Origin of the sequence: uncultured Nostoc sp. (assembly GCF_964245575.1) — a bacterium.
In the GTDB taxonomy this organism is placed as follows: domain Bacteria; phylum Cyanobacteriota; class Cyanobacteriia; order Cyanobacteriales; family Nostocaceae; genus Nostoc.
The window spans coordinates 1-23,793 of the sequence record NZ_CAXTNP010000013.1 but is presented as its reverse complement, the minus strand read 5'-3'; the positions used below and the strand labels follow the sequence as shown (position 1 = coordinate 23,793).

Here is a 23,793-nt window from a genome sequence, read left to right as displayed (position 1 = left end):
CTCCCCATAACTATCAGTGTTTAATTTCCAAATTTAGTATGTAGCATCCTAGTTGGACTTTTTCTGCCCACAATTCATATTCCAGACGTAAATGTTCTGGCAAGGGATGTCCGTTGAGAATTAGGCTACTAGTAAAATTTCGTAAACGAATAGGATTGTTAGGTTGCAATGACTCATTTGGCAACCAATAGCGACTAATGCCATAAACGCCCCGTTCCCAAAAGTGACGGTAACTCACTTGAGCGTTACCTTGCATAGTCATGATAACCCGATAAGGGGAAATCTCCAGCCACAAAATTCTGGGACTGTTAGGGGCGTAAGCTTTGCTCTTACTTTGGGGAAGTCTATCCTCTGGACTTACGACACTCTCTACTTCACAGCTAATTAGGGGCGGTGCGGTCAGCAGCAAATGGAATCTATCAGTATCTTTTTGATACAATGTCGCGGCAGTTTCTACAACAGACCAAATTGGTAGGTCAGTGGAAAAAAGTGATAAGCACACGGGCTTGCGGTGATGGGTCAGCATGGGAGCGATAAGGGCTAAAAGCTATTGAACAAAGTGAAATGAACACTCTAGCTGTCTAATAGGTCAGGGTAAGAAACTAAATAGTAAACAGGCTTAATATTAATGAATCCGCTGATTTGTTAAGCTACACAAATCCCAATAGAAACTGGTAGAATGTCAGCTTAGACAGCAAAAACGGTACTTTCTCTAGAGAGAGCTAATTCGTAAGTAAAGCTTGTAAATATTCTAAGGCTATAGCCTCAAAACAGTGGGAGTCGTTTTAGATGTTAAGAAACCTTCTTGAGGAAGACTCGCCGTATATTTGAGTAAGTTTCATACAGCAAAAAGTAATAGGATGCTAGGCAGGAAGTCACTAGCAGCGATTTTGTTTGTTGCTGCTGAACTTCCAGTGTATTCCAAAGCCAGTGTATCCTAATGTCCCCTTCTGTTATAACCGTAGAAACTCACGAAGACCTTTGTCACAAGTTAATTATTCAACGGCCCCCTTTTGCCTACCTTTACAGGGTTACATCCGGATGGTTGGGGATCTTCACCATCGTCTAATGTTGGGCGCTCTAACCGAAGGTGAAACCGAAATTTTGTAACTTCTCTTAAAAGAAGAACCCCGCAGCACTGCTAGTTGTTTTCAAGCTCGACAAAAGGACTTTTCAAATATCCTCTAATCAAATACCCTCTAAACTTTATCGAATTACTGTAATTTCGAGTATTTGTACTGGAGCACGTATATTTTGCAAAAATTAACGCTTTGTAATTTTTTACCCCAGATGAATCGCACTAAGTTCTGGGCTGCATATAATACTCATGAAGCGATGACGCGACAAGCGAACAAAACAATCAAGCAAATATTTTATCCCGGTTATGGGGTGCATCAAAATCAATCAGTGGGCCTTTTGGGACGATGCGAGTTGGGTTAACTTGGGGATGGCTTCTATAATAATGCCGTTTGATGTGGTCAAGATTGCAAGTCTCTTTGACTCCCGGCAGTTGGTAAAGCTCTTTGAGATAATTCCACAGATTTGGATAATCTACAATTCTGCGTAAGTTGCATTTGAAATGCACATAATAAACTACATCGAAACGAAACAGAGTAGTGAACATACACCAGTCAGCCTCAGTAATTTGATTTTTGCAAAGATAGCGTTGATTTCCCAATACTTTTTCCCAGTAGTCGAGAGCGGTGAATAATTCCGTTACCGCTTCATCATAAGCCGACTGAGTGGTAGCAAATCCCGCCCGGTAGACACCGTTATTTATTGGTTGATAAATTGTATCAATCGTCTCGTCAATTACTTTTTGTAAATGTTCTGGATAAAAGTTGATATTTTGTTTGGCGAAAGCATTGAATTCTGTATCAAACATCCGAATGATTTCGCGTGATTCATTATTGACAATTGTCCCATTTTGGATATCCCATAAAACTGGAACTGTCACGCGGCCGCTATAGTTAGGGTCAGCCTTCAGATAAAGTTGCCAAAGATATTGAGTACCGTTGACTGTATCGGGAATGCACCCCGGTTCATCACCAAATTCCCAGCTATTTTGAGCAATTTCTGCTGCAACGACCGATAACCCAATGACATCTTGGAGTCCTTTCAATTGGCGGATAATGGCGGTGCGACACGCCCAAGGGCAAGCCCAAGAAATATACAGATGATAGCGCCCCGCTTCAGCTTTCAACCCACTAGAACCATCAGCTGTAATGTGGTTACGGAAAGTAGTTGATGGACGGATAAATTTACCTTCTGAGTCTTCTTGATCCCTTTGAGATATCCACTGACCATCCTTAAGAATCCCCAAACCCATAATTATCTCCTTGTTATTAGCCAACAGTCAAGAATCTAAAGCTTTTGACTTTTGACTATTCAGCGTTCAGGATTTTTGGAACTTTGAAAAATTCGCCTTCCTGTTCAGGCGCACTGTTGAGGATGCTTTCTCGGTCAGGATAGGGTTGCAATTTATCCTCTCGTGTGATGTTGCTGACATCAATTGCCCGCGTTGTCGGGGGCACATTGCTAACATCAAGTTCATCCAACTGTTGAATATAATCCAGAATACTTCCTAACTGGGTAGTGAATTGTTCCTCTTCTTCTGGAGTCAATTCTAAACGAGCAAGATTAGCTACTTTATGAACTTGTTCTTGGTCAATCATATTTTTTTAGTTAGGAGTTAGGAGAGACGCGATTAATCGCGTCTGTACAGGAGTTAGGAGAGACGCGATTAATCGCGTCTGTACAGGAGTCAGGAGTTAGGAGTGAATGATTCATAATTCCTAACTCATCACTTTTAGAAGAATACGTCAATTTGCGATCGCTTAGTGGTTTTCAGCCAGTTTTGGGCTTCGATGTAGTTATTGGGAGCCATGCGAATAGCCCGAATCCAATAGTCTGCTGCTTGGTCAAACAGTGCTTCGCCAGCCTCGTTATCTCCAGCTTCTTTCTCCTTTTCGCCTTGGTAGTGATAAATCACGGCGATGTTGTTCAAGGCTTGGGGCATACGTGGGTTTAACTCAATTGCCTGGTGATACAGTTCTAAAGCTTTATTGTGGTCACCGTTGCTGGCATAAATTAGCCCCATATTGTAGAGAATATAGCCGCGATCGCTGGTATCTTCCTCTAGTGTTAAAGCTTCTTCATAATATTCCAATGCTTCAGCATATTCCCCTTCTGCTTGGGCTGACATGCCATCTCGATAATAAACAAACGCTTCTTTAGCTTTTTTGTTGGTTGGCAGGATCTTCAGGATGATATCCGCCATCACTGTAAAGGATTTGTCAACAAAATTATCGTTCTTTTGTGTTCTTGGCATATTTGTCTCTGGGGATTGGGGATTGAGGACTGGGTATTAGGCATTGGAAAAACTTTTCCCTCATCATCTAATCCCCAGTCCACTCAATAGCTAATTTAACTGATTTGTGGGGGCATTCTTCTCACTGAGTGGGATGATGCACTCTGGACTATTATGCCGAGAGTTGTTTACCAAGGTGCTAACTGGATACGCAGTCATTGCTGGCGCTGAATAGGGACGCAATAGCTGCTGTAGGGTTTGGGGCGTTTGCACTTGGGAATCTAGCCATAAATCGTAATCTTCTGGCTCTAGAATCACTGGCATCCGCTCGTGGATAGGTTGGAGTAATTCGTTAGCTGCCGTTGTCAAAATTGTACAAGAGATTATTTCTTCGTTAGTAGGCGATCGCCATTTCTCCCACAAACCTGCAAAGCTGAAGGGTTGCCCGTCTTGAAGGCGAAAATAAAATGGCTGCTTTTTGCCTTGTTGCCGTTGCCACTCATAAAAGCCATCAGCTATAACTAAACAGCGTCGATGCTTAAAAGCCGAACGAAAAGCAGGTTTTTCGGCAACAGTTTCAGCCCTAGCATTAATCAGCTTTGCTCCCATCCCTGCATCTTTCGCCCATGACGGAATTAATCCCCAATGCAACTGCTTAAATTCACGCTTTTCGCTTTCAGGATTTTGTAACACCGTTGCCACCATCTGAGTAGGTGCAATGTTATATTCGGCTGTTAAATCCAGAACTGGCTCGATATGGAAAACTTGAGCTATAGCTTCTGCTGACTGATTTAGAGTAAATCTTCCACACATACTTTTATTCTCGCTCCTTGACTAAATTAAATATCTAAATCTAGAAATGAATAATGTTTTTTATTTTTTCAGATAATTTTCTTTAGTACCTCTAAGCTAAATCTTCAAAAAAATCATCCGGTTTTGGGAAAATATTTTGGTAAGATATTGTATTTTGAACCTCTACTTATCAACATATTCTTAACTGCATTTTAGCATGGAACTACTGCGTTTGTACGATTTCTTACCTTCTGGTAATGGTTATAAGACACGTCTTTTATTAACACAACTAGGTATGCCTTTTGAGAGGGTAGAGCTTAACATTTTGAAAGGCGAGACTCGAACACCAGAATTTTTAAGTAAAAATCCCAACGGGAAGATCCCTATTATTGAAATCGAGCCAGGAAAATACTTGGCAGAATCAAATGCCATATTGGTATATCTGAGTGAAGGTACAGAATTTTTACCCTATGACCGCTTTTTACGAGCGCAGGTGCTGCAATGGTTATGTTTTGAACAGTATAGCCATGAGCCTTTTATCGCTACATCAAGATTTTGGATTTCTATTTTAGGTAAAACTGAAGAATATAGTGAAGCTATAAGGCAAAAACGTGAACCAGGTTATGCAGCACTTAGCCTGATGGAAAAACACTTAACTTCTCACACTTTTCTTGTAGGAGATCGTTACACGATTGCTGATATCGCCTTGTTCGCGTACACTCATGTAGCTGATGAAGGTGGGTTCGATTTAACACAATTTTCTGCTATCCAAGCTTGGATAGAAAGAGTCAAAGCTCAACCAAGGTATATCAGTATTACACAAGCATAAAAAGTCGATTTTGCTTTTTTTGTGTCTCTCCTTTCTTGGCTCTGCTAGAGGATGTATTGGGTGGGGCATTGCCTCACATTCAGCAGGAGGCAGAGTCTTCCAATAAGGTATTACTAAGCAGCAACTAGTAGAGTACGGCGGAAATAAACATACCCTTCGGGTTCACCAGTCGCCTGCTTCGGGAAACCCTACCAAGAGCGCTGGTTCACCATTTCAAATGGCGCAAGAAGCTCGGAATAGAATTATGCGTGACTTTTGACCGTCGCTTCTCGAAATTAAAACTTTAAAATGTAAAATTAAAAATTGATAAAAATTCCTAAATTTTTAATTTTTAATTCTTAATTTTTAATTCCCCTAAGGGGCTGACTTCCGCCTTGTGGTACTAGATACCTGTATCAATTTCTATCAGCTTTTGCCGAGAGGACAAACCTGATTTTATTCTGATATCAGATTTGGCTACATCAAATTTCTTTGCTAGTAGTTTAATTAATTCTTCATTAGCCTTACCATCGACTGGGGGCGATTTTAAATACACAGTCAAACTACCATCAGGTTGTTCTTCAATTTTTTGCTGTTTTGAATTAGGTTTAACCTTGACTTTTTTTTGCATAGCCTATTTTCTGTAATTGTCGCAGCCACAACCAACCTAAAACACAACCCAATACATAATGAGGAAAATCCCACCAAACAAAGGTAGTACCAAGTAATAATTTACCTATCAAGGTGGCGCGAATTTCCTCTAATAGTGGCGGATGCCAAAGTTGCAAGAATTCTAGTATACAGGTGATGACAAAAACCCATATAGGAATTTGGATTATTGCCGCCCGACTTCTGAAAAACCAAAATGCGAAGAGACACCAAAATATTTCATAAAATATCGCTGCTCCGTAGTCATTAAACCACTGATGGGCAGGCCCAGTGTAGTACTTAAACAAAAAGCCCATCGGTACAACGATGAGCAGAGAAAGAATAATAAATATTGTTTGGTTACGATGTTGGAGCATTTTCTCAAAGCTAAAGACTAACGAAAATTTTAGCCTCTGCACTGCTCTTTCTTAATAATTCGTAATTTTGGATTTTAATGACGAATTATATCAAATCCGCTTGATTGCACACAGTTACCGCAGAAGCTAACCCATAAATTACAAGGGTTATGGCATATTTTTCCTATGTGCATTTACTCGGATTTGATGTTACTTCCAGACTTACGCATTGAAAACCTGAAACATGGTTCGCGAAGCGCACTCCCCCCTTAAAAAGCTACAGTGTACACAAGCCTTTGTTGAGGCCATTTACAGTTAAGTCTCATAGCCCCTGAGATACCTCACCCTGGTTTTACTACTTAAAACCTGTCCCTCTCCTTACTAAGGAGAGGGATGTCTGATAGTACAGGGTGAGGTTTTGGAGGACTTTTGAGCGATCTCTTGTGCGTAAGTCCTAACTTCGTTATGGATATCTTCTGCTACCAGCGCCCACTACACCGATTTTGTGGCGATAGGAGAGTTCAGCACCGAACCAGCCGGAAAGGCTAGTCAGCGTACCAACAACCAGCGAGATTAATAGTCCCCAAGGTACTATTCGGGACTCAGCGTCGCCCCAACGCAGGAGAAAGTTGACGAGTGATAAAACCAGGATAGAAACGTTAAGTATCAAATGCACCCAACCGGCGGTGCGCTTGCGAACTCGTTCAATTTTCACAAAATCGCTCAGACCGATCGCAGAAGCGAGTAAGCCTCCAGCTAATCCAAGTCCGATTAACCATAGCGAAGCCCTAGCCCAAAAGAAATCATGAGTTAACCAGTAGCCGATGTCACTTCCCAAGGCGGCGGCTAAAAAGGCGATAGGAAAGATTACACTCAGGGGATGTAGGGGATGTCCTGCGATCGCAACTGTGCTAGGTACGCCGCTATCAAGATACTCACTGTCGTTACTTTCAATAACTGGTGGAATATTGGGAAAAGGTGTTGAATTTGTTTGCGTTGTGTCTGTAGTTTCCATTATTAGTATCCTGAATTTATTAGCATCTTATTTTTAATCTGAAGGAATTTGTTCAACATAAGCTTCAGCTTGTAGGGTTAGTTTGCCTACTTCTACTTTTAGTTGGTTAACTTGCAGACTTATTCCTTCTAAATCAAAGTTACTCAAATTCAAAATTTCGCTAGTTTGATCTATTAAAGCTTTTGTCAAATCTGGTGAGATTTCCCCACTTTCGCCATACTCGACATTTTCCAAAGTAACAGTTTTTCCATTGGCGCTAATCCTGGGTACTGCGGAAAAAGCAACTTGCTGATTTTCACCTGTTTCTACTATTTTTATGGTGGCATTTAGTGCTACTTTACCATCACCTGGTAGTCGAAATTCTACATGTTGAGGCTCGATAGTCGTCAGTTGCCCGTTAACATTGATTTTTTGACTTTGCAGTTGCGATCGCACATATTCTGAGTTGAAGGCGCGATTGATATCAACCTCGGTTAATACAACCTGTGCATTGGCTTCAGTAGGTTTAGTCAGTTCAATTTTGCCGAAAGCTACACTCAGAGGATTAATGGCAACATTAGTCATTTGCATGTCAAATTCCTCCATGCGGAGGTCTTTCTGCATAACCATACCTTTACCTTCAATCGTGACCGAATCCACTTCTCCCTGAACCAGTTTCAGCGGATCGGTTTTGATATTTACATCTAAATTTTCTACTTCATCTAATTGGCTAGATAATCCCATTTCTGCCGCTTTATTGAGCGCTTGCTCTCCTAATCCAGGACTGTCTGCCATTATTAAATTAACTCCCGATTTAAATAGTATTTCCTTTAATTAATTTAAATAATTAACATCAGATTTTTATCTATCTGACGATGGAATATAGATTGAAATGCTGTCTATCTAAAAGGATAATTAAATTATTTATGATCGATAGTTTTGCTTTTCTACCCAAAGTTTTTAAAGAGTAGATGCAGAACGTCTTATTGTCAGATATCACTCAAAAGAAAGATTGAATATATAGTATTTAGTAGTTATATTGTTTATTTATGAACTTTCGCTAAAATCTATTTAATAAAAAAAATTCGCAACGTACTTTAGAATCGAATTTTTGTTTGGCGTGGCGCATCCTCATATCAAATGAGTATAAAGTGGGTAGGCGTAGCCAGCACTTTGACATACTTAGACTGCGTTCAGTACAAGAAGCTCAGTGACTACCGCAGGCATCGCTTTTACAATAATTTTTTCAAAGGTAGCATCAACCCAAGCACAACATCTTCACTGCTTAATATTGCCGTAGCGGGATATTGAGTAATTGAACCATCCCGGCAATAAACTCAAGCTTGTTGATTTTTACTATCAATTAACTATCCTAATTTAACACCATTACTAATATATTCTTCCATCTTAGCTTTAAGTTTTGCCAAGCTATCGTTTTTAGAACGAATTTCAATTACAAAGTCGGGTGCTAAGTTAATAAATTTGTCTTCTTGCTGATCCCAACCTTCTGGTAAGCGTCCTTTACCCACAAAAGCAGCATCAGGCATCGCACTACCGTATTTGCTAATTTAAAACCTGTACTTGAACTAAAAACTTCACCTAAATCCTGACTTTCTACCCAATTCAACAAATAGGCTCCTGCTTTTATTTCTCGATTACCAGAAATTCCCCTTGTTGGGGGTATAGTTTCTAACGTTCCATTAGGATTGCCTTCAAACCGCAGTTCTGGGTTTTGCAAACTCATCAGCATTAATTCTTCATCAGTGACAGTATACAAAGACTGCACCGTTATTTTTTCGCTGGTCATGATGATGCCGTAGCAAGCTTGATAAATATCTAAATTTTAAGCTGAGATTCAATTACTTCTGTACCCCTCTCCTGCTCTGCGTTCTCTGTGTCTGGAGCGGTTTGTTATAAAATTGACATTAACAGCAGTGCAATATCTGACTACAAGCTGTTTTATTCTTTCAAAACAATGCTCTCAGAACGCTTTACCACAGCTCTTACTTACGCCACCCAACTGCACGCCAAGCAAGTTCGTAAAGGTTCAGGTGTTCCTTACGTTGCCCATTTATTAGGTGTCGCCAGTATTGCCTTAGAATATGGGGCAAATGAAGATGAAGCGATCGCAGCTCTCTTACACGATGCGATCGAAGATCAAGGTGGCGCTGCAACACGAGAAGAAATTCGCCGTCGCTTTGGTGACAATGTAACAGCAATTGTAGATGGTTGTACTGACGCTGATACAACTCCAAAACCGCCTTGGCGACAGCGCAAGGAAGCATACATTGCTCATATTCCTACCGCTTCCCCATCAGTACTGCTCGTGTCATTAGCAGATAAACTTTACAATACCCAATCTATTCTCAAAGATTATCGCGTTTTGGGCGAATCACTTTGGGAACGTTTTCAGGGAGGTAAAGAAGGAACTCTTTGGTATTATCGGGCGCTTGTGGATGCCTTCAGAAAGACTGGAACCACTGTAATTATTGACGAATTAGAACGGCTTGTTGCACAAATTGACGTATTAGCATCTAAATAAAAATATGAAGATATGTTTTTCAAAACAGATGCTCCCATTGAATCTAGCAGGTTCTACTTCGTAGTTCTAGTTCAATTATTCAGAAGTGGATAAAAGTTTCATAGGAACTAGACAAATAGGCTTTTTACAGACACCATATAATCATGTGTCTCACGAAAAAGTTTTGGCTTTTAGGTTCTTTCTCTAGATAAAAAATCTTTCTTCCGGTAGACAGGTGTACTTACATTATTATGACTGCTATGTTACTAATATGACGATAGTAAGACGAAACCCCTTAAATACAACCGTAAGTCCTTCGGTAAATTCTCCAGAAACCTTGACAGAAAAAGTTATTGAAGCAGAGCGTATGCACGATGTTCTGCTTTTACTGCAAAACTTGATTAACAGTGAAGAAGCTACTGTGAAACTAATTCTGGATTGTCTCTATGATGTTGGCTCAGTCAATCTAATCAACCAAAAGCTTCGCCTGAAACCCTTAAATAAGGTGATGAAATTAATTGCGCGAATGTCCAAACCAGTTTTTAGAACTTTGGCTTTAAGTTGGTTTAAGAAAAACTGTCCTCAATTAATTACTAATTGGCTACATACGCAGGTAACTTTTGAAAGTATCAAAAAGAAACCCCAACAAGTAGCTGTTGAAGTTGCAGAACTTCAACCATATCCCATACCACAAAGAGAAAATCTGAGCCAAGAGATTAAAAATCTGCGCTATCAGGTGAGATGGCTAGTTGGGATTTCAATAATAGCGATCGCTGCTTTAGGAATAACAGTCATTCGGTGAAACCTAAACTCATAAGTAGCAACGTTATCAAATTTAATAGATCCAGCAAGCTATTTTCGGCGTAAAATTTATTTGGGTTATAAAAATCCTACCACTTAAAATGTAAATAATTTTTTCTCCATCAGGTGTTTTGGGAAATCTTCGTTTGGCTAACTCCAAGCATTTTAACTTGTTATATTGCCAGCACATTTAAATAACTAGAACTGGCTCAACATATATGCTGATTCCTACTATGACTTTACCCAAGCCTACCCTGGAGGATATAGAAATACATCTGCTTTTGGAAGGTGTGTATCAGTACTACGGTTATGACTTTCGCGATTATGCTCTTTCCTCACTCAAGCGCCGCATTCAGGGCTTCATGCAATTAGAGGGGTTAGCAAATGTTTCTGCATTGCAAGAACGGTTACTCCACAACCGTGCCTATTTGGAACGATTTTTGCTTGCTCTGACGGTGAATGTCACATCAATGTTTCGCGATCCCAGCTTTTATCACGCCTTCAGAAATCAAGTTATCCCCTTCTTGCAAACCTATCCGTTTATTCGCATTTGGCACGCTGGATGCTCGACTGGTGAAGAAGTCTACTCAATGGCAATTTTACTACAAGAAGAAGGACTTTACCACCGTTGCCGCATATATGCCACTGATACTAATGAGAAGGTATTACAAAGTGCTAAAAGTGGGATTTTCTCCATGAAACTGATGCAGGAATATACTCAACTTTATTTGAAAGCAGGCGGCAAGAAGTCTTTTTCAGAATATTATACAGCAGCTTATGATAGCGCTATATTTCGAGCATCTCTAAGAGAAAACGTTGTCTTTGCCCAGCATAATTTAGCAACTGATAGCTCTTTTAATGAGTTTAATGTTATCCTTTGTCGTAACGTCCTGATATATTTCAATCAGGTACTTCAAAAGCGGGTACACGAACTGTTTTATAATAGCCTTTGCACCTTTGGTGTTTTGGGTTTAGGAAGGCAAGAATCTATCAGCTTTACCCCTTATGAACAGTATTATGAAGAAATAGTCAAAGGTGAGAAAATATATAAGAAAATAGCTGGTGCTTAAAATATAGACTTGATTTAAGTGGATTTAACCGTAAACATAAAGAGAATATATAGCAAAGTGCTGAGTGCTGAGTAAAAACCCAGTCTTTTCAAACCTTTGAGCAATCAATACTGTCCTAACCTATGTGACTACGGCTATAACTAAAAGTGTATACTTAATTAGCACTAAGTATTTTGCAGAAAAAATATTATAAATAAAGTTACGATCGCTGTAAAAAGACAGTCTGTCAAACATTTTTAATTGTGTTCAGAAGATAGACTTAGCGATCGCTTAAGGTAAATTACACATTAAAGTCTTAAAGGAGATTGTCGATGCAACTTCTCGAATGTCCTCCTGTTGCAGTCATTGCTGGAGAAAATGCGGTTCACATTTCTCAACTACCTTCTACATGGCAAGACATTGCTAGAGAAAGCACGAGTGTAGGACTTTCCCATCCCCAAACCTATGTTGAGATGGCACAGTTGTTCTTATACAAATTAGAGCATGGTGATGTTGACTTATTTAGCGATCGCCCCCAACTAGCTCACTTGATACCGTCATTCTCCCAGCTATTTGCACAACTGGCGTGGGAAACCCTAGAATTTTTTGGACAAGACTTTCTCAAACACAGCTATCCAAACTTTGCAGAAATTCTCCGTGATCTGGAGTCAAAGGGGACAGAGTATGCTGATGAAGTAAAAGTCGCTCGCATTGGTATAGATTTATTCAACGAGTTTGGTTATGAACTACCTGCCAGCTTCTATCATGTGCATTTAGCACCAATTTACCGCGATCATGTTTTTGAAGAACGCGCCTTACGATTTGATCGGCGCGATATCGAACACAAACGTGCTTGGGATGCCATACTCCATTCAGGTAAGGTGTTTGCGATTCAGATGAAGGTGCAAAGTATTGCTTCTCAATACGGTTTTACTTATCAACACGGCTGTGGTTGTAACTCTCACCTATCTTCCATTGATGTATCTAGTGGGGCGTTTGAATATGAATTGAGTCTTGAAAAGCGCCAGCGATGGATTCGCAGTTTTATCTGGACTGCTTGGTATGAGTATGCTTTCTTTGCGATCGTGCCAAATACAAGTTATTTGGTTTAACGCCTCGCGCCCAGAAGTTTTGTGATTATCCAGACTTACTAAAGCAAGAGTTTCTGTAGCATCCAGCAGGGGAATTTGATTCCCCTGCATCAATAAATTACAACATTTCCCTCAGTCAAATCTTTCAGGTTCGGTGTTGAGAAATAGACGTTAATTGAGTTTGCTTGCTGGCTTTAATTGTGTTGGCTGGTCAAGACTGCGGAAGTAAAGACCGCCCACAATTGCCCAAAAGAGGAGATACCCCATAGCCTGCACTAGATACAGTTTTTGGGTATAGCCAAATAAGGTTTTCAGCAAAATACCAGGCAACTGGCGGTCAGGTAAGATGGTTGAGAGATCCCAAACCTGGGGCCCCAAAAGACAAGATGTATTTCCTTGTCCGCAAACGCCCAAGACTTCAGGGTTGATTTGGCTAAAAGCGATCGCAGCTGCATCCAGATGGCGCAGGGCAGAAATTACTAACCCAGAGACAATCAATAGCAGAAATACGCCCATCACCTGGAAAAATTGTTTCAAGTTAATCCGAACACTCCACTTAAAAAGTAGCATCCCGATTATGACCGCGATCGCTAGTCCTGCGATCGCCCCCAGGATGGGTGTCAAGCCTTCTTGAAATTTAGCGACGATAAACAAAGCCGTTTCTAGTCCTTCCCGAAACACGGCAATAAAAACTAAGCTGAAAATTGCCCAAGCTGCGCGGTTATCTTCACCCAAGGCAGTTTTGACGGAACCTTCAATCTCAGCTTTGAGAAATCGCGCTTGTCGTGTCATCCAAATTAGCATCCAACTGAGCATTGCGATCGCGATCGCGCCTAATCCCACCTCGAATAATTGCTTAAAGACAGGCGCATATAATTGCTCAGATGTCTGCAATCCCTGTAACCCTAGATGAATTAGCAAACCAACTACAAAACTCGCTATAATGCCACTCAAGATTCCTAAGTAAACCCAACGGTGCAACTTTTTTTGTTGAGCTTGCTGTAAACAGGCGAAGACGATTCCCACAACTAAAGCAGCTTCCACGCCTTCTCGCAGGGTAATGAAAAAGGTGGGTAATGCAGCACTCCAATTCATAGTAAATTAAATTGTTTCAATAGCAAATGTTTATTCTAAGTTGACTGTAACAGTTTCTTTACTTTTACCTTGAGCGGATTTTTCTTTGTGTGAGTGATGCTTTGATCCCACATTCTGCACCCTAAAGAGTCACACTACGAATTTTTTAGCTTTTGGAGTTTTGTCAATGGGCGATGGGCTACGCCCCGCCGTGGGTGATCGCAATCTTGATAGAAGAAAAAGTGAATGATGCATGGGGCATAGAAGTAATTAACAATGCCCCATACACCAAGCCAGATAAATTTTGGGGCTTTTCCTCCCCATCAATATTTACTGCCAAACATAGATCAGGACAAACAAAATAATCCAGATAACATCGACGAAGTGCCAAAACAACGAAGTTGCGTTGACGCCGTAGTGACCTGTATCGTAGTTGCCAGGGATGAAAGAACGTACCAAAATTATCAACTGCAACAGGATGCCGGTGAAAACGTGCAAACCGTGGAAGCCTGTTAGCAGATAGAATATCCCACCAAATACCCCTGAGGTGAAGCCAAACTCCAGGTGACTCCATTCAATCGCTTGTCCAGCCAAAAAGTAAGTTCCCATCGCCATTGTTGCCAAGAGAAACAGGCGAAATTTCACTAAGTCATGGCGTTGAAGGGCGCGTTCGGCTAAGTAAATCACAAAGCTACTGGCGACAAGAATTACTGTGTTGATTGTCGGATCTTTTACTTCTAGTCCTGAAACACCAGCCGGTAGCCAGTTAGGTGCTGTTGTTTTGTAGATGATATATCCGGCGAAAAAACTCAGGAAAATTACGCTTTCAGACAGTAGGAACACAATGAAGCCAAACATCTTGTTGCCTTCTTCGTCGTGGCTATGTTCTGCGCCTGTCTGATGCAACTCATTTGAATTGATATAACTGTCCATTGGTGGAATTCTCCTTTACCTTGCAGACTGCGATGTGTAATTGCCTCATTCCCTCGTTAAGAGCCTCTGGCTCTTAATGCCCACAGGAGGGCTGCCGCTTTTCTTACTCGCGGCAGTAGCCCAATGAAGAGGATTTCCAGGTAGTACCTGGAAACGGGATTTTAAAAGGGTTTTGGTTCCCAAATAAAAGTCAGTCTGCGCTTGTCAATGTTGAGTGACTGTTTTCGCGTAGATTAGCTGTCAACGGTTCAGATTTGCCGTAGCCGTAGGGTTCAGAGATGATGATCGGAATTTCTTCAAAGTTTTCTACTGGAGGCGGTGAAGAAACTAACCACTCTAATCCAATTGCCCGCCAAGGATTATCAGGTGCTTTCTCGCCTTGCATCCAAGAAATCACCATATTGAAAATGAAGGGCAAGGTGGACATTCCCAACAAAAATCCGCCCAGGCTAGCGATGACATTCCAGAATTGATACTCTGGGGCGTAGGAAGCAACTCGGCGTAACATCCCTTGCAATCCTAAGGGGTGCATGGGCAAAAAGTTGAGGTTAGTGCCGATGAAAGCTAACCAGAAGTGGATTTTACCCCAGCTTTCGGAGTACATCCGCCCAGTCATCTTGGGGAACCAGTGGTAGATGGCAGCATATAAGCCCATCGTCACGGTGCCGTAGAGAACATAGTGGAAGTGTCCCACCACAAAGTAGGTATTGTTAACGTGGACATCAACCGGCACGGAAGAAAGCATAATGCCTGTGATTCCGGCGAAAACAAACATGATCAACGCACCTAGAGCGAACAGCATCGGTGTGTGCAGTCGCAGTTTACCTCCCCAGATGGTCGCCACCCAAGCAAATACTTTAATGCCCGTAGGTACAGACACGCACATTGTTGTCATCATGAAAACCAACCGCATCCAGCCTGACGTACCGCTGACGTACATGTGGTGTACCCAAACAATACCGCTAACTAGTGCAATCAAGATGGATGAAACGGCAACTACTTTGTAACCAAATAGAGGTTTACGTGAATAAACCGGGAAGATTTCTGAGAAAATCGCAAATACAGGCAAAATAATCACGTAAACGGCGGGGTGGGAGTAGAACCAGAAGTAATGCTGGAACATAACTGGATTCCCACCCTTGGCTGGATCAAAAAAGCTAGTGCCAACTGTGAGGTCGAGTAGTAGCATCACTGCACCAGCTGTCAATGCAGGTAGTCCGAATAGTTGGATAATCTGGGCACTAAGCACTCCCCAGACAAACAAGGGCATCCGAAAAAAGCCCATTCCTGGGGCCCGCATCTTGACGATGGTGGTGACAAAGTTGACTGCCCCCATAATTGAGGATACGCCGGATATTGCCACCGCTAAGAGCCAGATAACTTGACCATTAATCAAGTTACCTGTGGGATTCTGGAGACTGACGGGCGGGTAAGACCACCAACCCGCTTGGGCTGGGCCACCAGGGACAAAGAAGCTACCCATCATCAAAATCCCGACTACTGGCACCATCCAAAAGGCAACGGCGTTGAGGCGGGGAAATGCCATATCTCGCGCCCCAATCATCAGTGGCACTAGATAGTTAGCAAAACCAACTAGTGAGGGAAATGTCCACAAAAACAGCATCACAGTGCCGTGCATGGTAAACATGCCGTTGTAGACTGTGCGATCGACTAAATCTGATTCGGGTGTTAGCAGTTCTCCCCGCATCACCATCGCAAAGATACCGCCGACGAGAAAGAAGAAGAAGGAGGTAACGAGATACTGGATACCAATTACCTTGTGGTCAGTACTAAAGCTGAAGTATTCTTTCCAATTACTTGGAAATTCGTGGTTAGGCTTCTCATTAGGGAAAAGAATGCCTTCAATAGGAACATTAGTCATGGGTTACTTTCCTTTCAACCAGGTGAATTGACTAGAGGAGGTGCAGCAGGTGGAACTGTGACCCAACCAGTTTGGACTGATTGATGGGATGTTTGAGCATACTCAGAAGCTGCCTGATTATTTGCTAGGGATGGCTTTTGGGTTGCAGCTTGTGCCAGCCACTGCTGATAATCTTCAGGAGATTCGACGATTACATTCGCCTGCATCGTCGCAAAGTATGTGCCGCTATATTGGGAATCGGTCAATCGATATTGACCAGGGCGGATAGGAGTAAATTCAAAGTCGAGCGCATGGTTGGGAATAATATCCTGCTTGAGGCGAAATGCAGGTATATAGAAGCCGTGGAGAACGTCTTGCGATCGCAGCGCTAAACGTACTCGGCGATCGCTCGGTAAATGCAATTCCGTACTAGTGACATCTGTCTCTGGGTAATGAAAAACCCACGCCCACTGTTTAGCTAGTACGTCAATTTTTTCTACAGGTTCAGCTAAAGCGTTAGCTGGTTCTGCATGAGCCGATTGCATTGCTAGCGGATTATGCAGGTGAACTAATTCCGATGGGCCTTGAATCCCCATTTGTTCGTAAACTTGGTAGCTGTAGCCTGCAATCCAAAACACCAAAAGAATTGGGATTGCTGTCCAGACAACTTCTAAGGTGACATTGCCATGAATTGGGGGGCCGTCGGTGAAGTCATCTTTGACTGCCCGATGGAAGATCACAGAATACATCAGAGTACTTGTTACTCCCAAGAAGATGAAGGCACCGAGGGTTACTAAGAAGCTAATCAAATCATCAATTAATTGGGATTCGGCTGCTGCTTGGGGGGGAAGCCAAAAGTAAGCCTGCTTCCCAATCCAGAGACTGGTAACAGTCACTGCGATCGCGCCTGTCAGCAGCGTCAAAATATTTAAAATCTTCTGGATTTTCATGGTCATTAGTCATTGGTCATTGGTCATTGGTCATTAGTCATTGGTCATTGGTCATTGGTCATTGGTCATTGGTCGATGGTTAGTAACTTTAAACAAATGACAATTGGACTTTGGACAAATGACTTATTTGAGTGTGGTGTTGAGGTCTTGGTGCGATCGCAGTAAACTATCTGCTGTATTGTGTATGCCAAATTCGGTAGCCATTTGCGCCCCTAGTGTCCCGTGAACGTACATAATCAACATGATTGCTATGCCTGCGAACAGATAAATCCATTGCACTTCTCTATCTGTCTGTTTATATGCTTGTTTGCCCCAAACGAAGCGCTGCCATCCTCTCCAGATGGTCATACCAACAATCAGCGCTAATAAGAACACACCACCCACACCATGCCAAAGCATAGTTTCCATTGCCTGCAATCCCCAGGCACTTTTCATATCAGCTGGTGGTGTTGCCAAAAGCATTTCGTAAAAGCCTGCTGTCACCGTGAAAAATGTAATGATGCTGGCAGCTAGCATGTTGTACCAGCCAACATCGAATAAGTTGTCACGTTCGACAGTAATTGCCAAAAATTTGAAGACCCATTTTTGGAAGGGGAACAGAACACCAACAATATCAAAGGTCATCCCAATGATGAACAAACCTATTGTCAGATGGACTAAGTTGGGATGAATGGGAATTGTGTAAGGTAATCCGTTTGCGCCTAGAGAGCCGCTCAATTGATCAATTAATTCTGAGTTCATCGCAACAGACCATCCTTTAATGCTTCCACAACTGGCACTGTATGCAATCCATATACCCAAACAAGCTCATCTCCGAGATATACTTGCAAGCCAACTATCAAAGTCAAAACTAATCCGGCTCCCAAATAATAAATCGGTACTTTTTGCGGGTTGCGGGCACGAATTACATAGCGCCAAGCTGTAATCGCCGTGATGATTCCCGAAAGCGACCAACCAATCAGCGTATGCAAATTCAGCACTGATTTAGCTAGGCTGTAAGGTTGTGCTAAACCCGCTTCAAACTGACCAAAAATGATCGCAACAAAGATGGCGATCGTGGCAACTAACATGTTCCACCAACTCACCTCAAAAAGACTGGATTTACCAGTGAAATAGCCAATTAAATCACAGAAAAACGAAAACAATACCATCGCAATTACGAAGTGGACAACAATGGGATGAATCGTATCTGGATAGGGTAAATTGTGGTCGTTCAAAGATGTAAAATACTCAAGCATTGTATTCTCCTGGACATATCTACTGCACTGTGGTCAATCAATTTTGGATTGCCAGTTTTGGATTTTAGATTTATTCCGTCCCTGACAAGATATAAACCAGAAGGCCTTAATCTAAAATCGCTAGTCAAACTTCAATGATTCATGGATACTCACTAACATCACTACAAGTATCCATCGATAATTGACCGGAATCTGTTCAATATGTGCGCGGTGCAATACGCTTAATTATGTCTTAGCTTTTTGTAGACAAATTTAGTAAACTTACCTTTATGGAACTACTTTGGTTGCAATTAATTTCCTCATGCCAATAGTCTGCAACAGCAATTTTTGATGTAGCTAAACCAAATCGCTGTCCTTTGTTGATTTGCTTTACCTATCCTTTAGCTTAAGTAAATTTTTATGAATTGTCAAAACAATAATAATAAAAGTTTTAAAAGTTAGTTTTTGAGCAAAAAAAAAATTCTATAATGTATCGATTCTGGCATTAATGAAGATTTTAAAAAGTCTATATATAATAATTTTCTGTAAAGTATTTCACAAAGATAAAACTTTTAATTGTAATGTAACTGACAAAATTATATAATCTTCAGTAGTTGGTATAGAAGCGAATCAAGGTAAGTTAGTAGCTGTGGTGGAACTGGAGAATGCTGAAAGGTTTTTATGAGCCATTAAGTCACACTAAGATTGAAACCCACATACTACAGATGTGAGGACTAAACAAGTGGCGTTTCAAATTGTGGTAATTGGTACTTCTTTGGGTGGATTATCAGCATTAAAAATTATCTTGGGTAATTTACCAGCAGACTTTCTAGTGCCGATCGCGATCGTGCAACACCGTCACAAGGAGTCTAACAACACACTCCAGGAGTTATTACAAGAATATACTTCGTTGCCGATTCGAGAAGTGGAAGACAAAGACGAAATACTACCAGGACATATCTACCTAGCTCCAGCCGATTATCACTTGCTAGTTGAACTAGACCACTTTGCTCTTTCGACTGATGAGCCTGTTTCCTATGCCAGACCATCTATTGATGTGCTGTTTGAGTCAGCAGCCGATGTCTACACCCAGCAAGTTATTGGTGTAATATTGACAGGGGCAAATCAAGATGGTATGCAAGGTCTTAAGAAAATAAAAGCGCGGGGAGGACTTACTATCGTACAGGAACCTGCCACAGCCCAGAGCGACGTTATGCCAGAAGCAGCAATTTCTGCTGTTGCAGTAGACTGGATTTTGACACTCTCAAACATTGCTTCCCAGTTGGTTAAGCTTTGTCATTAATCACGGAAATAAACCCATGCAGATGGAACCCAAAGTAAACATCCTCCTAGTGGATGATAAACTAGAAAATTTGCTAGCGCTAGAAGCAATCCTAGAAAAACTGGGAGAGAATCTGGTAAGAGCTACTTCTGGGGAAGAAGCTTTGAGGTGTCTGCTACATCAAGATTTTGCAGTGATTTTGCTGGATGTGCAAATGCCAGGGATGGATGGCTTTGAAACTGCTACCTTAATTCGGAATCGGGGACGATCGCGTCACACTCCAATTATCTTTCTCACCGCCTTTAGCACCAGCGACCAAATGCTGTTTAAAGGCTATGCCTTGGGTGCAGTTGATTATTTGCTCAAACCATTAGACCCCAATATCTTGACTTCTAAGGTCATAGTATTTGTAGAACTATTTAAGAAAACAGAAGCCGTCAAGCAACAAGCAGCGCAGCTGGTAGCTGTGAATGCGGAACTCAGACAAAGTGAAGAACGATTGCGATCGCTGAGTACCTGTTCACCCGTTGGCATTTTTGAAATTGATACTGAAGGCAGCTGTAGGTATACTAATCCCCGCTATCAGATAATTTGTGGTTTGAAAGCGGCAGAGAGTTTAGAAAAAAGATGGCTAGAATCTGTTCATCCAGAAGATAGAGAACGAGCAGTTGCCACTTGGTCTAACTACATTGGTGAAGGTCGTGACTACTCTGAAGAGTTTCGCTTTCAAACTGCTCATGGCATCGTCCGTTGGGTTCAAGTTCGCTCATCACCGATGCTTTCCGGTCAAGGAGAATTGCTGGGATATGTAGGCACTCTCGAAGATATTACTGAACGCAAACAAGCAGAAGAAGTCCGCGCTCAAGTGATTCGAGAACAGACAGCAAGACAAGAAGCAGAAGCAGCAAATCGGATGAAAGATGAGTTTCTCGCCGTTCTCTCCCATGAACTCCGCACACCCCTAACCTCAATGCTGGGCTGGTCAAAAATCCTCCGCTCTAAGAAACTTGACGAAAAAGCCACTTCCCGTGCCCTAGAGGCGATTGAACGCAACGCTATATCTCAGATGCAACTAATTGAGGATATCTTAGATGTATCGCGGATTATCCGTGGTCAGTTGCGGTTAAATGTATCTGCGGTGAATCTGCTCACAGTGATGGAGGCAGCCTTAGAGGCAGTGCGTCCCCTAGCAGAACCAAAAGATATTAAGTTAAATACTGTCCTAGATACTTCGGTAGGGTCAGTTTATGGCGATCCAGCCCGATTACAGCAAGTTGTCTGGAACCTACTAACTAATGCTATTAAGTTTACCCCTAAGGGTGGCAGGGTAGAAGTGAATCTGTCAGTAGTCTGTGGTGAAGAACAACAAACAACTCACAAATACGCCCAAATTGAAGTTATCGATACGGGCATTGGCATCAGTTCTGAGTTTTTGCCCAAAGTATTTGAGCGTTTCCGGCAAGCAGACAGCACCACGACGCGATCGCACAATGGACTAGGACTAGGACTAGCGATCGTCCGTCATCTAGTGGAACTGCACAAAGGTACAATCTCTGCCCAAAGTCCAGGTACAGGAGAAGGAGCAACCTTTACTGTGAAACTGCCACTGCTACAAGACAATAGGGCTAGCAGGGCGAGTAGAGAAGCCACAGGAGAAATTTCTTCCCCCGTAGCATCGACCCCCCTTGCTGGATTAAGAGTTTTAGTTGTAGATGATGAAGCAGATACCCGTAACTTTCTCAGTTTTATGTTTGAGGAGTATGGGGCTTTTGTCACTGCGGTAGCATCAGTTAATGAAGCGTTGGCAGTACTTGAACAAGCAAAACCAGATATCTTGATTAGCGACATCGGCATGTCAGAGCAAGATGGTTATACGCTGATTCGGAAACTGCGCTCTTTAGAACCAGAAAAAGGCGGGCGTATCCCAGCGATCGCTTTAACAGCATACACGCGAGAGGAAGACCGCTTAGAAGCGCTTTCAGCAGGGTTTCAGCAGCATTTATCTAAGCCAATTGACCCCACTAAATTGATTGCTATGGTTGCCAATGTATTAAAGCTACCTGTGGAAGTTCCAGTGGGTTGATTTTGAACTGGGGAATGGGGAAGAAGCAGGGGAGCAGGGGAGCAGGGGAGCAGGGAGCAGGGAGCAAGGGAGAAGAATTTTCCCCTCTGCAAGAGCAGCACCCCGCCCCTGGAGCCTCTTTTCAATGCCCAATCAAGACGAAGTTAGGGCATGTTTTTTCAATTCGTCTAGGGAAACCATTTCCAAAGCTCTAGCATGGGTTGCAGAGAGGATGACAGGTGGAGCAACGCCAGCATCGAGAGCTTCTTGCCAGCGAGAAGCACACAAACACCAGTGATCGCCAGGCTTCAGTCCAGGAAAATTAAAATCAGGAACAGGTGTGCTTAGATCGTTCCCGTGGGATTTGGTGAACTCCAGGAATTCTGATGTCATTTCGGCACATACGACGTGCGACCCGAAATCCTGACCACCTGTGCGACAAAAACCGTCGCGGTAAAACCCTGTTATGGGAGAAGTGCAGCAGGCTTCTAGGTTTCCACCGATTACGTTTTTAGCTTCTGTCATTGTTAATTCGTTGTACTTGATTTTTTCACTTTGATATAAGCCTATATTGACACTTCCCTAGTGAATTAAAATCGCTATCTCTTATTAATAAAGGAAATGCAGGGAATTCTAGAATCACTACTTATACATTGCTTTGAGTGGTAGAAGTGCGATCGCCTACGCCGGATACGCCATTGCACTTACTAAACATGGTAACAAGTATCTTTTTACCGAAAGTCTACCGCCATTAGTAATAAAGCGAAAAAGCCCAATCATTAAGCTCTTGACCCCAACTTAGCAAATTGCTAACCTGTAAGAATACCTAGCGAGCGGACACAACAAAATGCTTATGAGCTTTACGCTAAAAAAATTCATTTATTATGCACATAATTTCTACTACAGCACTGAAACTTTTTTATCAAAAGTATCCCGATGCTGAGTCTAGTTTACGTGGTTGGTACAAAGTTGCAAAATTAGCCAGGTGGCAGAATATAGTTGAAGTTTCCCAAGCTTTTAACTCTGCCGATCCAGTAGGTGAACTTACAGTTTTTAATATTCAAATAAACAAGTATCGCCTTATTATTTATATTGACTATCAAAGCCAAAAAATATTTATCCGTAACGTAATAACCTACACAGAGTACGATACCGACAAATGGAAAAATGACCCTTGGTTTAAATAAACGCCCTACCTACATTGAGCTACTGCAAGCATTTCCTCCTCGTCCTATCAAGACTGAGGAAGAGTTCTTTGCCACCCAAAAAATTATCGATTCTTTAATAGACAGCGCCCTGCTAACATCAGATGAAGAAGATTATCTTAATCTTTTAGGCATTCTAGTTTACGAGTATGAACAAACCCAGCAGCCTGTGCCTGATATTTATGGAGTAGACTTACTTCAGGTTTTGATAGAAGAAAATGGGCTACTTCAAAAATATTTATTACCTATTTTAAAAACAGAGTCTATTATATCGGCTATCTTGAAAAAGCGGCGTAAATTAACAACTAGACACATTGAATAACTGGCAGAATTTTTTCATATTTCACCTGCTGCTTTCTTACAAAATAGTCTTGAATAACTCGTTATTGAGTGTATAAGTGCAATCATTTAAATAGTTTTATGACTTAATTAGTTTTTGAGTTACAGAAAGATGCTTGTGAATAATAATTTTTTTTAGAGTTCCACAATTACTAAAGTGAAAATCCAATAAAAACCCCTGGTAGTTAGCCAGGGGTAATGCAAGTCAGTACTTTTCGCATGGAATGTATCCTACTTAAATACCATAGCAACCGTCTAATTTAGAGATATGCCATTTTGCCAAACAAAAAAAGCCCCCAGTGGTAAGCTGAGGGTTAATTTTTTTGGAATAGCGGTAATCTACAAAGTTATTGTTCCCAGATCAGTAAGCAATAGAATCAGAATTTCTACATATATTATTGTCATGTCATACAACAGAGAGCTTCGGCGTATCCTAACCTCGTTGCTTACCTTTAAATAAGTAAAGCTGATGAGTTATATCAGATTTACTGAAGTAATAA

27 protein-coding genes are annotated in these 23,793 nt (G+C 41.7%); 9 read left to right on the top strand and 18 right to left on the bottom strand.

Translation table 11 applies throughout. The annotated features are described in order from the left end of the window. Window positions 1-13: 13 nt before the first annotated feature. The 5 genes from ACFFAP_RS03580 to ACFFAP_RS03560 form a co-directional block, all read right to left on the bottom strand. The gene (locus ACFFAP_RS03580) at window positions 14-526 is read right to left on the bottom strand and encodes a hypothetical protein (RefSeq protein ID WP_375509932.1); all 513 of its coding nucleotides are present in this window, start codon (window positions 524-526) and stop codon (window positions 14-16) included. Window positions 527-1,360: 834 nt separating this feature from the next. Further along, a complete protein-coding gene (locus ACFFAP_RS03575; RefSeq protein ID WP_375509931.1) occupies window positions 1,361-2,329 on the bottom strand; it encodes a glutathione S-transferase family protein in 969 nt (322 codons plus the stop codon). Between the two features lie 55 nt (window positions 2,330-2,384). After that, the gene (gene gatC, locus ACFFAP_RS03570; protein ID WP_109010682.1) at window positions 2,385-2,675 is read right to left on the bottom strand and encodes an Asp-tRNA(Asn)/Glu-tRNA(Gln) amidotransferase subunit GatC; all 291 of its coding nucleotides are present in this window, start codon (window positions 2,673-2,675) and stop codon (window positions 2,385-2,387) included. 134 nt (window positions 2,676-2,809) lie between these two features. Next, window positions 2,810-3,331 (bottom strand): photosystem I assembly protein Ycf3, encoded by a 522-nt coding sequence (locus ACFFAP_RS03565; RefSeq protein ID WP_375509930.1) that lies wholly within the window; start codon window positions 3,329-3,331, stop codon window positions 2,810-2,812. 90 nt (window positions 3,332-3,421) lie between these two features. After that, window positions 3,422-4,123, bottom strand: a complete 702-nt coding sequence (locus ACFFAP_RS03560) for an SOS response-associated peptidase (RefSeq protein ID WP_375509929.1) — start codon at window positions 4,121-4,123, stop codon at window positions 3,422-3,424. 196 nt (window positions 4,124-4,319) lie between these two features. Between ACFFAP_RS03560 and ACFFAP_RS03555 the strand changes: the two genes are divergently transcribed. After that, a complete protein-coding gene (locus ACFFAP_RS03555) occupies window positions 4,320-4,931 on the top strand; it encodes a glutathione S-transferase family protein (protein WP_375509928.1) in 612 nt (203 codons plus the stop codon). Window positions 4,932-5,313: 382 nt separating this feature from the next. Here the strand turns inward: ACFFAP_RS03555 and ACFFAP_RS03550 are convergent, their stop codons facing one another. From ACFFAP_RS03550 to ACFFAP_RS03525, 6 genes are all read right to left on the bottom strand, one after another. Continuing rightward, window positions 5,314-5,541, bottom strand: a complete 228-nt coding sequence (locus ACFFAP_RS03550) for a DUF167 domain-containing protein (protein WP_375509927.1) — start codon at window positions 5,539-5,541, stop codon at window positions 5,314-5,316. Continuing rightward, the gene (locus ACFFAP_RS03545) at window positions 5,519-5,935 is read right to left on the bottom strand and encodes a DUF2809 domain-containing protein (protein ID WP_229500952.1); all 417 of its coding nucleotides are present in this window, start codon (window positions 5,933-5,935) and stop codon (window positions 5,519-5,521) included. Before ACFFAP_RS03545 ends, ACFFAP_RS03550 begins: the two co-directional genes overlap by 23 nt. A 442-nt stretch (window positions 5,936-6,377) precedes the next feature. Beyond that, the gene (locus ACFFAP_RS03540) at window positions 6,378-6,929 is read right to left on the bottom strand and encodes a DUF2231 domain-containing protein (RefSeq protein ID WP_375509926.1); all 552 of its coding nucleotides are present in this window, start codon (window positions 6,927-6,929) and stop codon (window positions 6,378-6,380) included. A gap of 33 nt (window positions 6,930-6,962) precedes the next feature. Next, on the bottom strand, window positions 6,963-7,703 hold the full coding sequence (locus ACFFAP_RS03535) for a DUF2993 domain-containing protein (protein ID WP_375509925.1): 741 nt from the start codon (window positions 7,701-7,703) through the stop codon (window positions 6,963-6,965). A 572-nt stretch (window positions 7,704-8,275) separates the two neighbouring features. Continuing rightward, window positions 8,276-8,455, bottom strand: a complete 180-nt coding sequence (locus ACFFAP_RS03530; protein ID WP_375509924.1) for a Uma2 family endonuclease — start codon at window positions 8,453-8,455, stop codon at window positions 8,276-8,278. Further along, window positions 8,377-8,715, bottom strand: coding sequence for a Uma2 family endonuclease (locus ACFFAP_RS03525; protein WP_375509923.1), 339 nt, complete (start codon window positions 8,713-8,715; stop codon window positions 8,377-8,379). Before ACFFAP_RS03525 ends, ACFFAP_RS03530 begins: the two co-directional genes overlap by 79 nt. Window positions 8,716-8,883: 168 nt before the next feature. Here ACFFAP_RS03525 and ACFFAP_RS03520 point away from each other — a divergent pair, with 168 nt between their 5' ends. From ACFFAP_RS03520 to ACFFAP_RS03505, 4 genes are all read left to right on the top strand, one after another. Further along, window positions 8,884-9,450 (top strand): HD domain-containing protein, encoded by a 567-nt coding sequence (locus ACFFAP_RS03520; RefSeq protein ID WP_375509963.1) that lies wholly within the window; start codon window positions 8,884-8,886, stop codon window positions 9,448-9,450. 250 nt (window positions 9,451-9,700) lie between these two features. Next, complete coding sequence (locus ACFFAP_RS03515) at window positions 9,701-10,231, top strand: hypothetical protein (protein WP_375509922.1); 531 nt, start codon at window positions 9,701-9,703, stop codon at window positions 10,229-10,231. A gap of 232 nt (window positions 10,232-10,463) precedes the next feature. Further along, a complete protein-coding gene (locus ACFFAP_RS03510) occupies window positions 10,464-11,300 on the top strand; it encodes a CheR family methyltransferase (protein WP_375509962.1) in 837 nt (278 codons plus the stop codon). A 311-nt stretch (window positions 11,301-11,611) separates the two neighbouring features. Then, window positions 11,612-12,391, top strand: a complete 780-nt coding sequence (locus tag ACFFAP_RS03505; protein WP_375509921.1) for a hypothetical protein — start codon at window positions 11,612-11,614, stop codon at window positions 12,389-12,391. Between the two features lie 150 nt (window positions 12,392-12,541). Here the strand turns inward: ACFFAP_RS03505 and ACFFAP_RS03500 are convergent, their stop codons facing one another. The 6 genes from ACFFAP_RS03500 to ACFFAP_RS03475 all read right to left on the bottom strand — a co-directional run bounded on the left by ACFFAP_RS03500 (window position 12,542) and on the right by ACFFAP_RS03475 (window position 18,426). Then, window positions 12,542-13,465 carry an FTR1 family protein gene (locus tag ACFFAP_RS03500; RefSeq protein WP_375509920.1) on the bottom strand — a complete coding sequence of 308 codons (924 nt, stop codon included), beginning with the start codon at window positions 13,463-13,465 and terminating at the stop codon, window positions 12,542-12,544. Window positions 13,466-13,774: 309 nt separating this feature from the next. Continuing rightward, the gene (locus ACFFAP_RS03495) at window positions 13,775-14,377 is read right to left on the bottom strand and encodes a heme-copper oxidase subunit III (protein ID WP_375509919.1); all 603 of its coding nucleotides are present in this window, start codon (window positions 14,375-14,377) and stop codon (window positions 13,775-13,777) included. A 190-nt stretch (window positions 14,378-14,567) separates the two neighbouring features. Further along, complete coding sequence (ctaD, locus tag ACFFAP_RS03490; RefSeq protein ID WP_375509918.1) at window positions 14,568-16,259, bottom strand: cytochrome c oxidase subunit I; 1,692 nt, start codon at window positions 16,257-16,259, stop codon at window positions 14,568-14,570. 14 nt (window positions 16,260-16,273) lie between these two features. Continuing rightward, the gene (locus ACFFAP_RS03485) at window positions 16,274-17,188 is read right to left on the bottom strand and encodes a cytochrome c oxidase subunit II (protein WP_375509961.1); all 915 of its coding nucleotides are present in this window, start codon (window positions 17,186-17,188) and stop codon (window positions 16,274-16,276) included. Between the two features lie 123 nt (window positions 17,189-17,311). Continuing rightward, window positions 17,312-17,929, bottom strand: coding sequence for a DUF2231 domain-containing protein (locus tag ACFFAP_RS03480; RefSeq protein WP_375509917.1), 618 nt, complete (start codon window positions 17,927-17,929; stop codon window positions 17,312-17,314). Further along, window positions 17,926-18,426, bottom strand: a complete 501-nt coding sequence (locus tag ACFFAP_RS03475; RefSeq protein WP_375509916.1) for a DUF2231 domain-containing protein — start codon at window positions 18,424-18,426, stop codon at window positions 17,926-17,928. Before ACFFAP_RS03475 ends, ACFFAP_RS03480 begins: the two co-directional genes overlap by 4 nt. A 721-nt stretch (window positions 18,427-19,147) precedes the next feature. Here ACFFAP_RS03475 and ACFFAP_RS03470 point away from each other — a divergent pair. Beyond that, on the top strand, window positions 19,148-19,708 hold the full coding sequence (locus ACFFAP_RS03470; RefSeq protein WP_375509915.1) for a chemotaxis protein CheB: 561 nt from the start codon (window positions 19,148-19,150) through the stop codon (window positions 19,706-19,708). Window positions 19,709-19,724: 16 nt separating this feature from the next. Further along, the gene (locus ACFFAP_RS03465; protein WP_375509914.1) at window positions 19,725-21,770 is read left to right on the top strand and encodes a response regulator; all 2,046 of its coding nucleotides are present in this window, start codon (window positions 19,725-19,727) and stop codon (window positions 21,768-21,770) included. Between the two features lie 132 nt (window positions 21,771-21,902). Here the strand turns inward: ACFFAP_RS03465 and ACFFAP_RS03460 are convergent, their stop codons facing one another. Next, window positions 21,903-22,274: a DUF2237 family protein gene (locus ACFFAP_RS03460; RefSeq protein WP_375509913.1), complete on the bottom strand. Its 372-nt coding sequence runs from the start codon at window positions 22,272-22,274 to the stop codon at window positions 21,903-21,905. Window positions 22,275-22,633: 359 nt separating this feature from the next. On the opposite strand from ACFFAP_RS03460, the gene ACFFAP_RS03455 reads away from it, so the two are divergent. After that, entirely contained in the window at window positions 22,634-22,936 is a 303-nt protein-coding gene (locus tag ACFFAP_RS03455) for a type II toxin-antitoxin system HigB family toxin (protein WP_375509912.1), read from the top strand. Further along, a complete protein-coding gene (locus ACFFAP_RS03450) occupies window positions 22,917-23,276 on the top strand; it encodes a type II toxin-antitoxin system HigA family antitoxin (RefSeq protein WP_375509911.1) in 360 nt (119 codons plus the stop codon). The genes ACFFAP_RS03455 and ACFFAP_RS03450 overlap by 20 nt, the downstream gene beginning before the upstream one ends. Window positions 23,277-23,793 lie beyond the last annotated feature (517 nt).

What these genes read in the sequence shown, in the direction of transcription:
- ACFFAP_RS03580 (WP_375509932.1), bottom strand. Translation starts at nt 526, where the DNA reads ATGCTGACCCATCACCGCAAGCCCGTGTGCTTATCACTTTTTTCCACT.
- ACFFAP_RS03575 (WP_375509931.1), bottom strand. Translation starts at nt 2,329, where the DNA reads ATGGGTTTGGGGATTCTTAAGGATGGTCAGTGGATATCTCAAAGGGAT.
- gatC (WP_109010682.1), bottom strand. Translation starts at nt 2,675, where the DNA reads ATGATTGACCAAGAACAAGTTCATAAAGTAGCTAATCTTGCTCGTTTA.
- ACFFAP_RS03565 (WP_375509930.1), bottom strand. Translation starts at nt 3,331, where the DNA reads ATGCCAAGAACACAAAAGAACGATAATTTTGTTGACAAATCCTTTACA.
- ACFFAP_RS03560 (WP_375509929.1), bottom strand. Translation starts at nt 4,123, where the DNA reads ATGTGTGGAAGATTTACTCTAAATCAGTCAGCAGAAGCTATAGCTCAA.
- ACFFAP_RS03555 (WP_375509928.1), top strand. Translation starts at nt 4,320, where the DNA reads ATGGAACTACTGCGTTTGTACGATTTCTTACCTTCTGGTAATGGTTAT.
- ACFFAP_RS03550 (WP_375509927.1), bottom strand. Translation starts at nt 5,541, where the DNA reads ATGCAAAAAAAAGTCAAGGTTAAACCTAATTCAAAACAGCAAAAAATT.
- ACFFAP_RS03545 (WP_229500952.1), bottom strand. Translation starts at nt 5,935, where the DNA reads ATGCTCCAACATCGTAACCAAACAATATTTATTATTCTTTCTCTGCTC.
- ACFFAP_RS03540 (WP_375509926.1), bottom strand. Translation starts at nt 6,929, where the DNA reads ATGGAAACTACAGACACAACGCAAACAAATTCAACACCTTTTCCCAAT.
- ACFFAP_RS03535 (WP_375509925.1), bottom strand. Translation starts at nt 7,703, where the DNA reads ATGGCAGACAGTCCTGGATTAGGAGAGCAAGCGCTCAATAAAGCGGCA.
- ACFFAP_RS03530 (WP_375509924.1), bottom strand. Translation starts at nt 8,455, where the DNA reads ATGCCTGATGCTGCTTTTGTGGGTAAAGGACGCTTACCAGAAGGTTGG.
- ACFFAP_RS03525 (WP_375509923.1), bottom strand. Translation starts at nt 8,715, where the DNA reads ATGACCAGCGAAAAAATAACGGTGCAGTCTTTGTATACTGTCACTGAT.
- ACFFAP_RS03520 (WP_375509963.1), top strand. Translation starts at nt 8,884, where the DNA reads ATGCTCTCAGAACGCTTTACCACAGCTCTTACTTACGCCACCCAACTG.
- ACFFAP_RS03515 (WP_375509922.1), top strand. Translation starts at nt 9,701, where the DNA reads ATGACGATAGTAAGACGAAACCCCTTAAATACAACCGTAAGTCCTTCG.
- ACFFAP_RS03510 (WP_375509962.1), top strand. Translation starts at nt 10,464, where the DNA reads ATGACTTTACCCAAGCCTACCCTGGAGGATATAGAAATACATCTGCTT.
- ACFFAP_RS03505 (WP_375509921.1), top strand. Translation starts at nt 11,612, where the DNA reads ATGCAACTTCTCGAATGTCCTCCTGTTGCAGTCATTGCTGGAGAAAAT.
- ACFFAP_RS03500 (WP_375509920.1), bottom strand. Translation starts at nt 13,465, where the DNA reads ATGAATTGGAGTGCTGCATTACCCACCTTTTTCATTACCCTGCGAGAA.
- ACFFAP_RS03495 (WP_375509919.1), bottom strand. Translation starts at nt 14,377, where the DNA reads ATGGACAGTTATATCAATTCAAATGAGTTGCATCAGACAGGCGCAGAA.
- ctaD (WP_375509918.1), bottom strand. Translation starts at nt 16,259, where the DNA reads ATGACTAATGTTCCTATTGAAGGCATTCTTTTCCCTAATGAGAAGCCT.
- ACFFAP_RS03485 (WP_375509961.1), bottom strand. Translation starts at nt 17,188, where the DNA reads ATGAAAATCCAGAAGATTTTAAATATTTTGACGCTGCTGACAGGCGCG.
- ACFFAP_RS03480 (WP_375509917.1), bottom strand. Translation starts at nt 17,929, where the DNA reads ATGAACTCAGAATTAATTGATCAATTGAGCGGCTCTCTAGGCGCAAAC.
- ACFFAP_RS03475 (WP_375509916.1), bottom strand. Translation starts at nt 18,426, where the DNA reads ATGCTTGAGTATTTTACATCTTTGAACGACCACAATTTACCCTATCCA.
- ACFFAP_RS03465 (WP_375509914.1), top strand. Translation starts at nt 19,725, where the DNA reads ATGCAGATGGAACCCAAAGTAAACATCCTCCTAGTGGATGATAAACTA.
- ACFFAP_RS03460 (WP_375509913.1), bottom strand. Translation starts at nt 22,274, where the DNA reads ATGACAGAAGCTAAAAACGTAATCGGTGGAAACCTAGAAGCCTGCTGC.
- ACFFAP_RS03455 (WP_375509912.1), top strand. Translation starts at nt 22,634, where the DNA reads ATGCACATAATTTCTACTACAGCACTGAAACTTTTTTATCAAAAGTAT.
- ACFFAP_RS03450 (WP_375509911.1), top strand. Translation starts at nt 22,917, where the DNA reads ATGACCCTTGGTTTAAATAAACGCCCTACCTACATTGAGCTACTGCAA.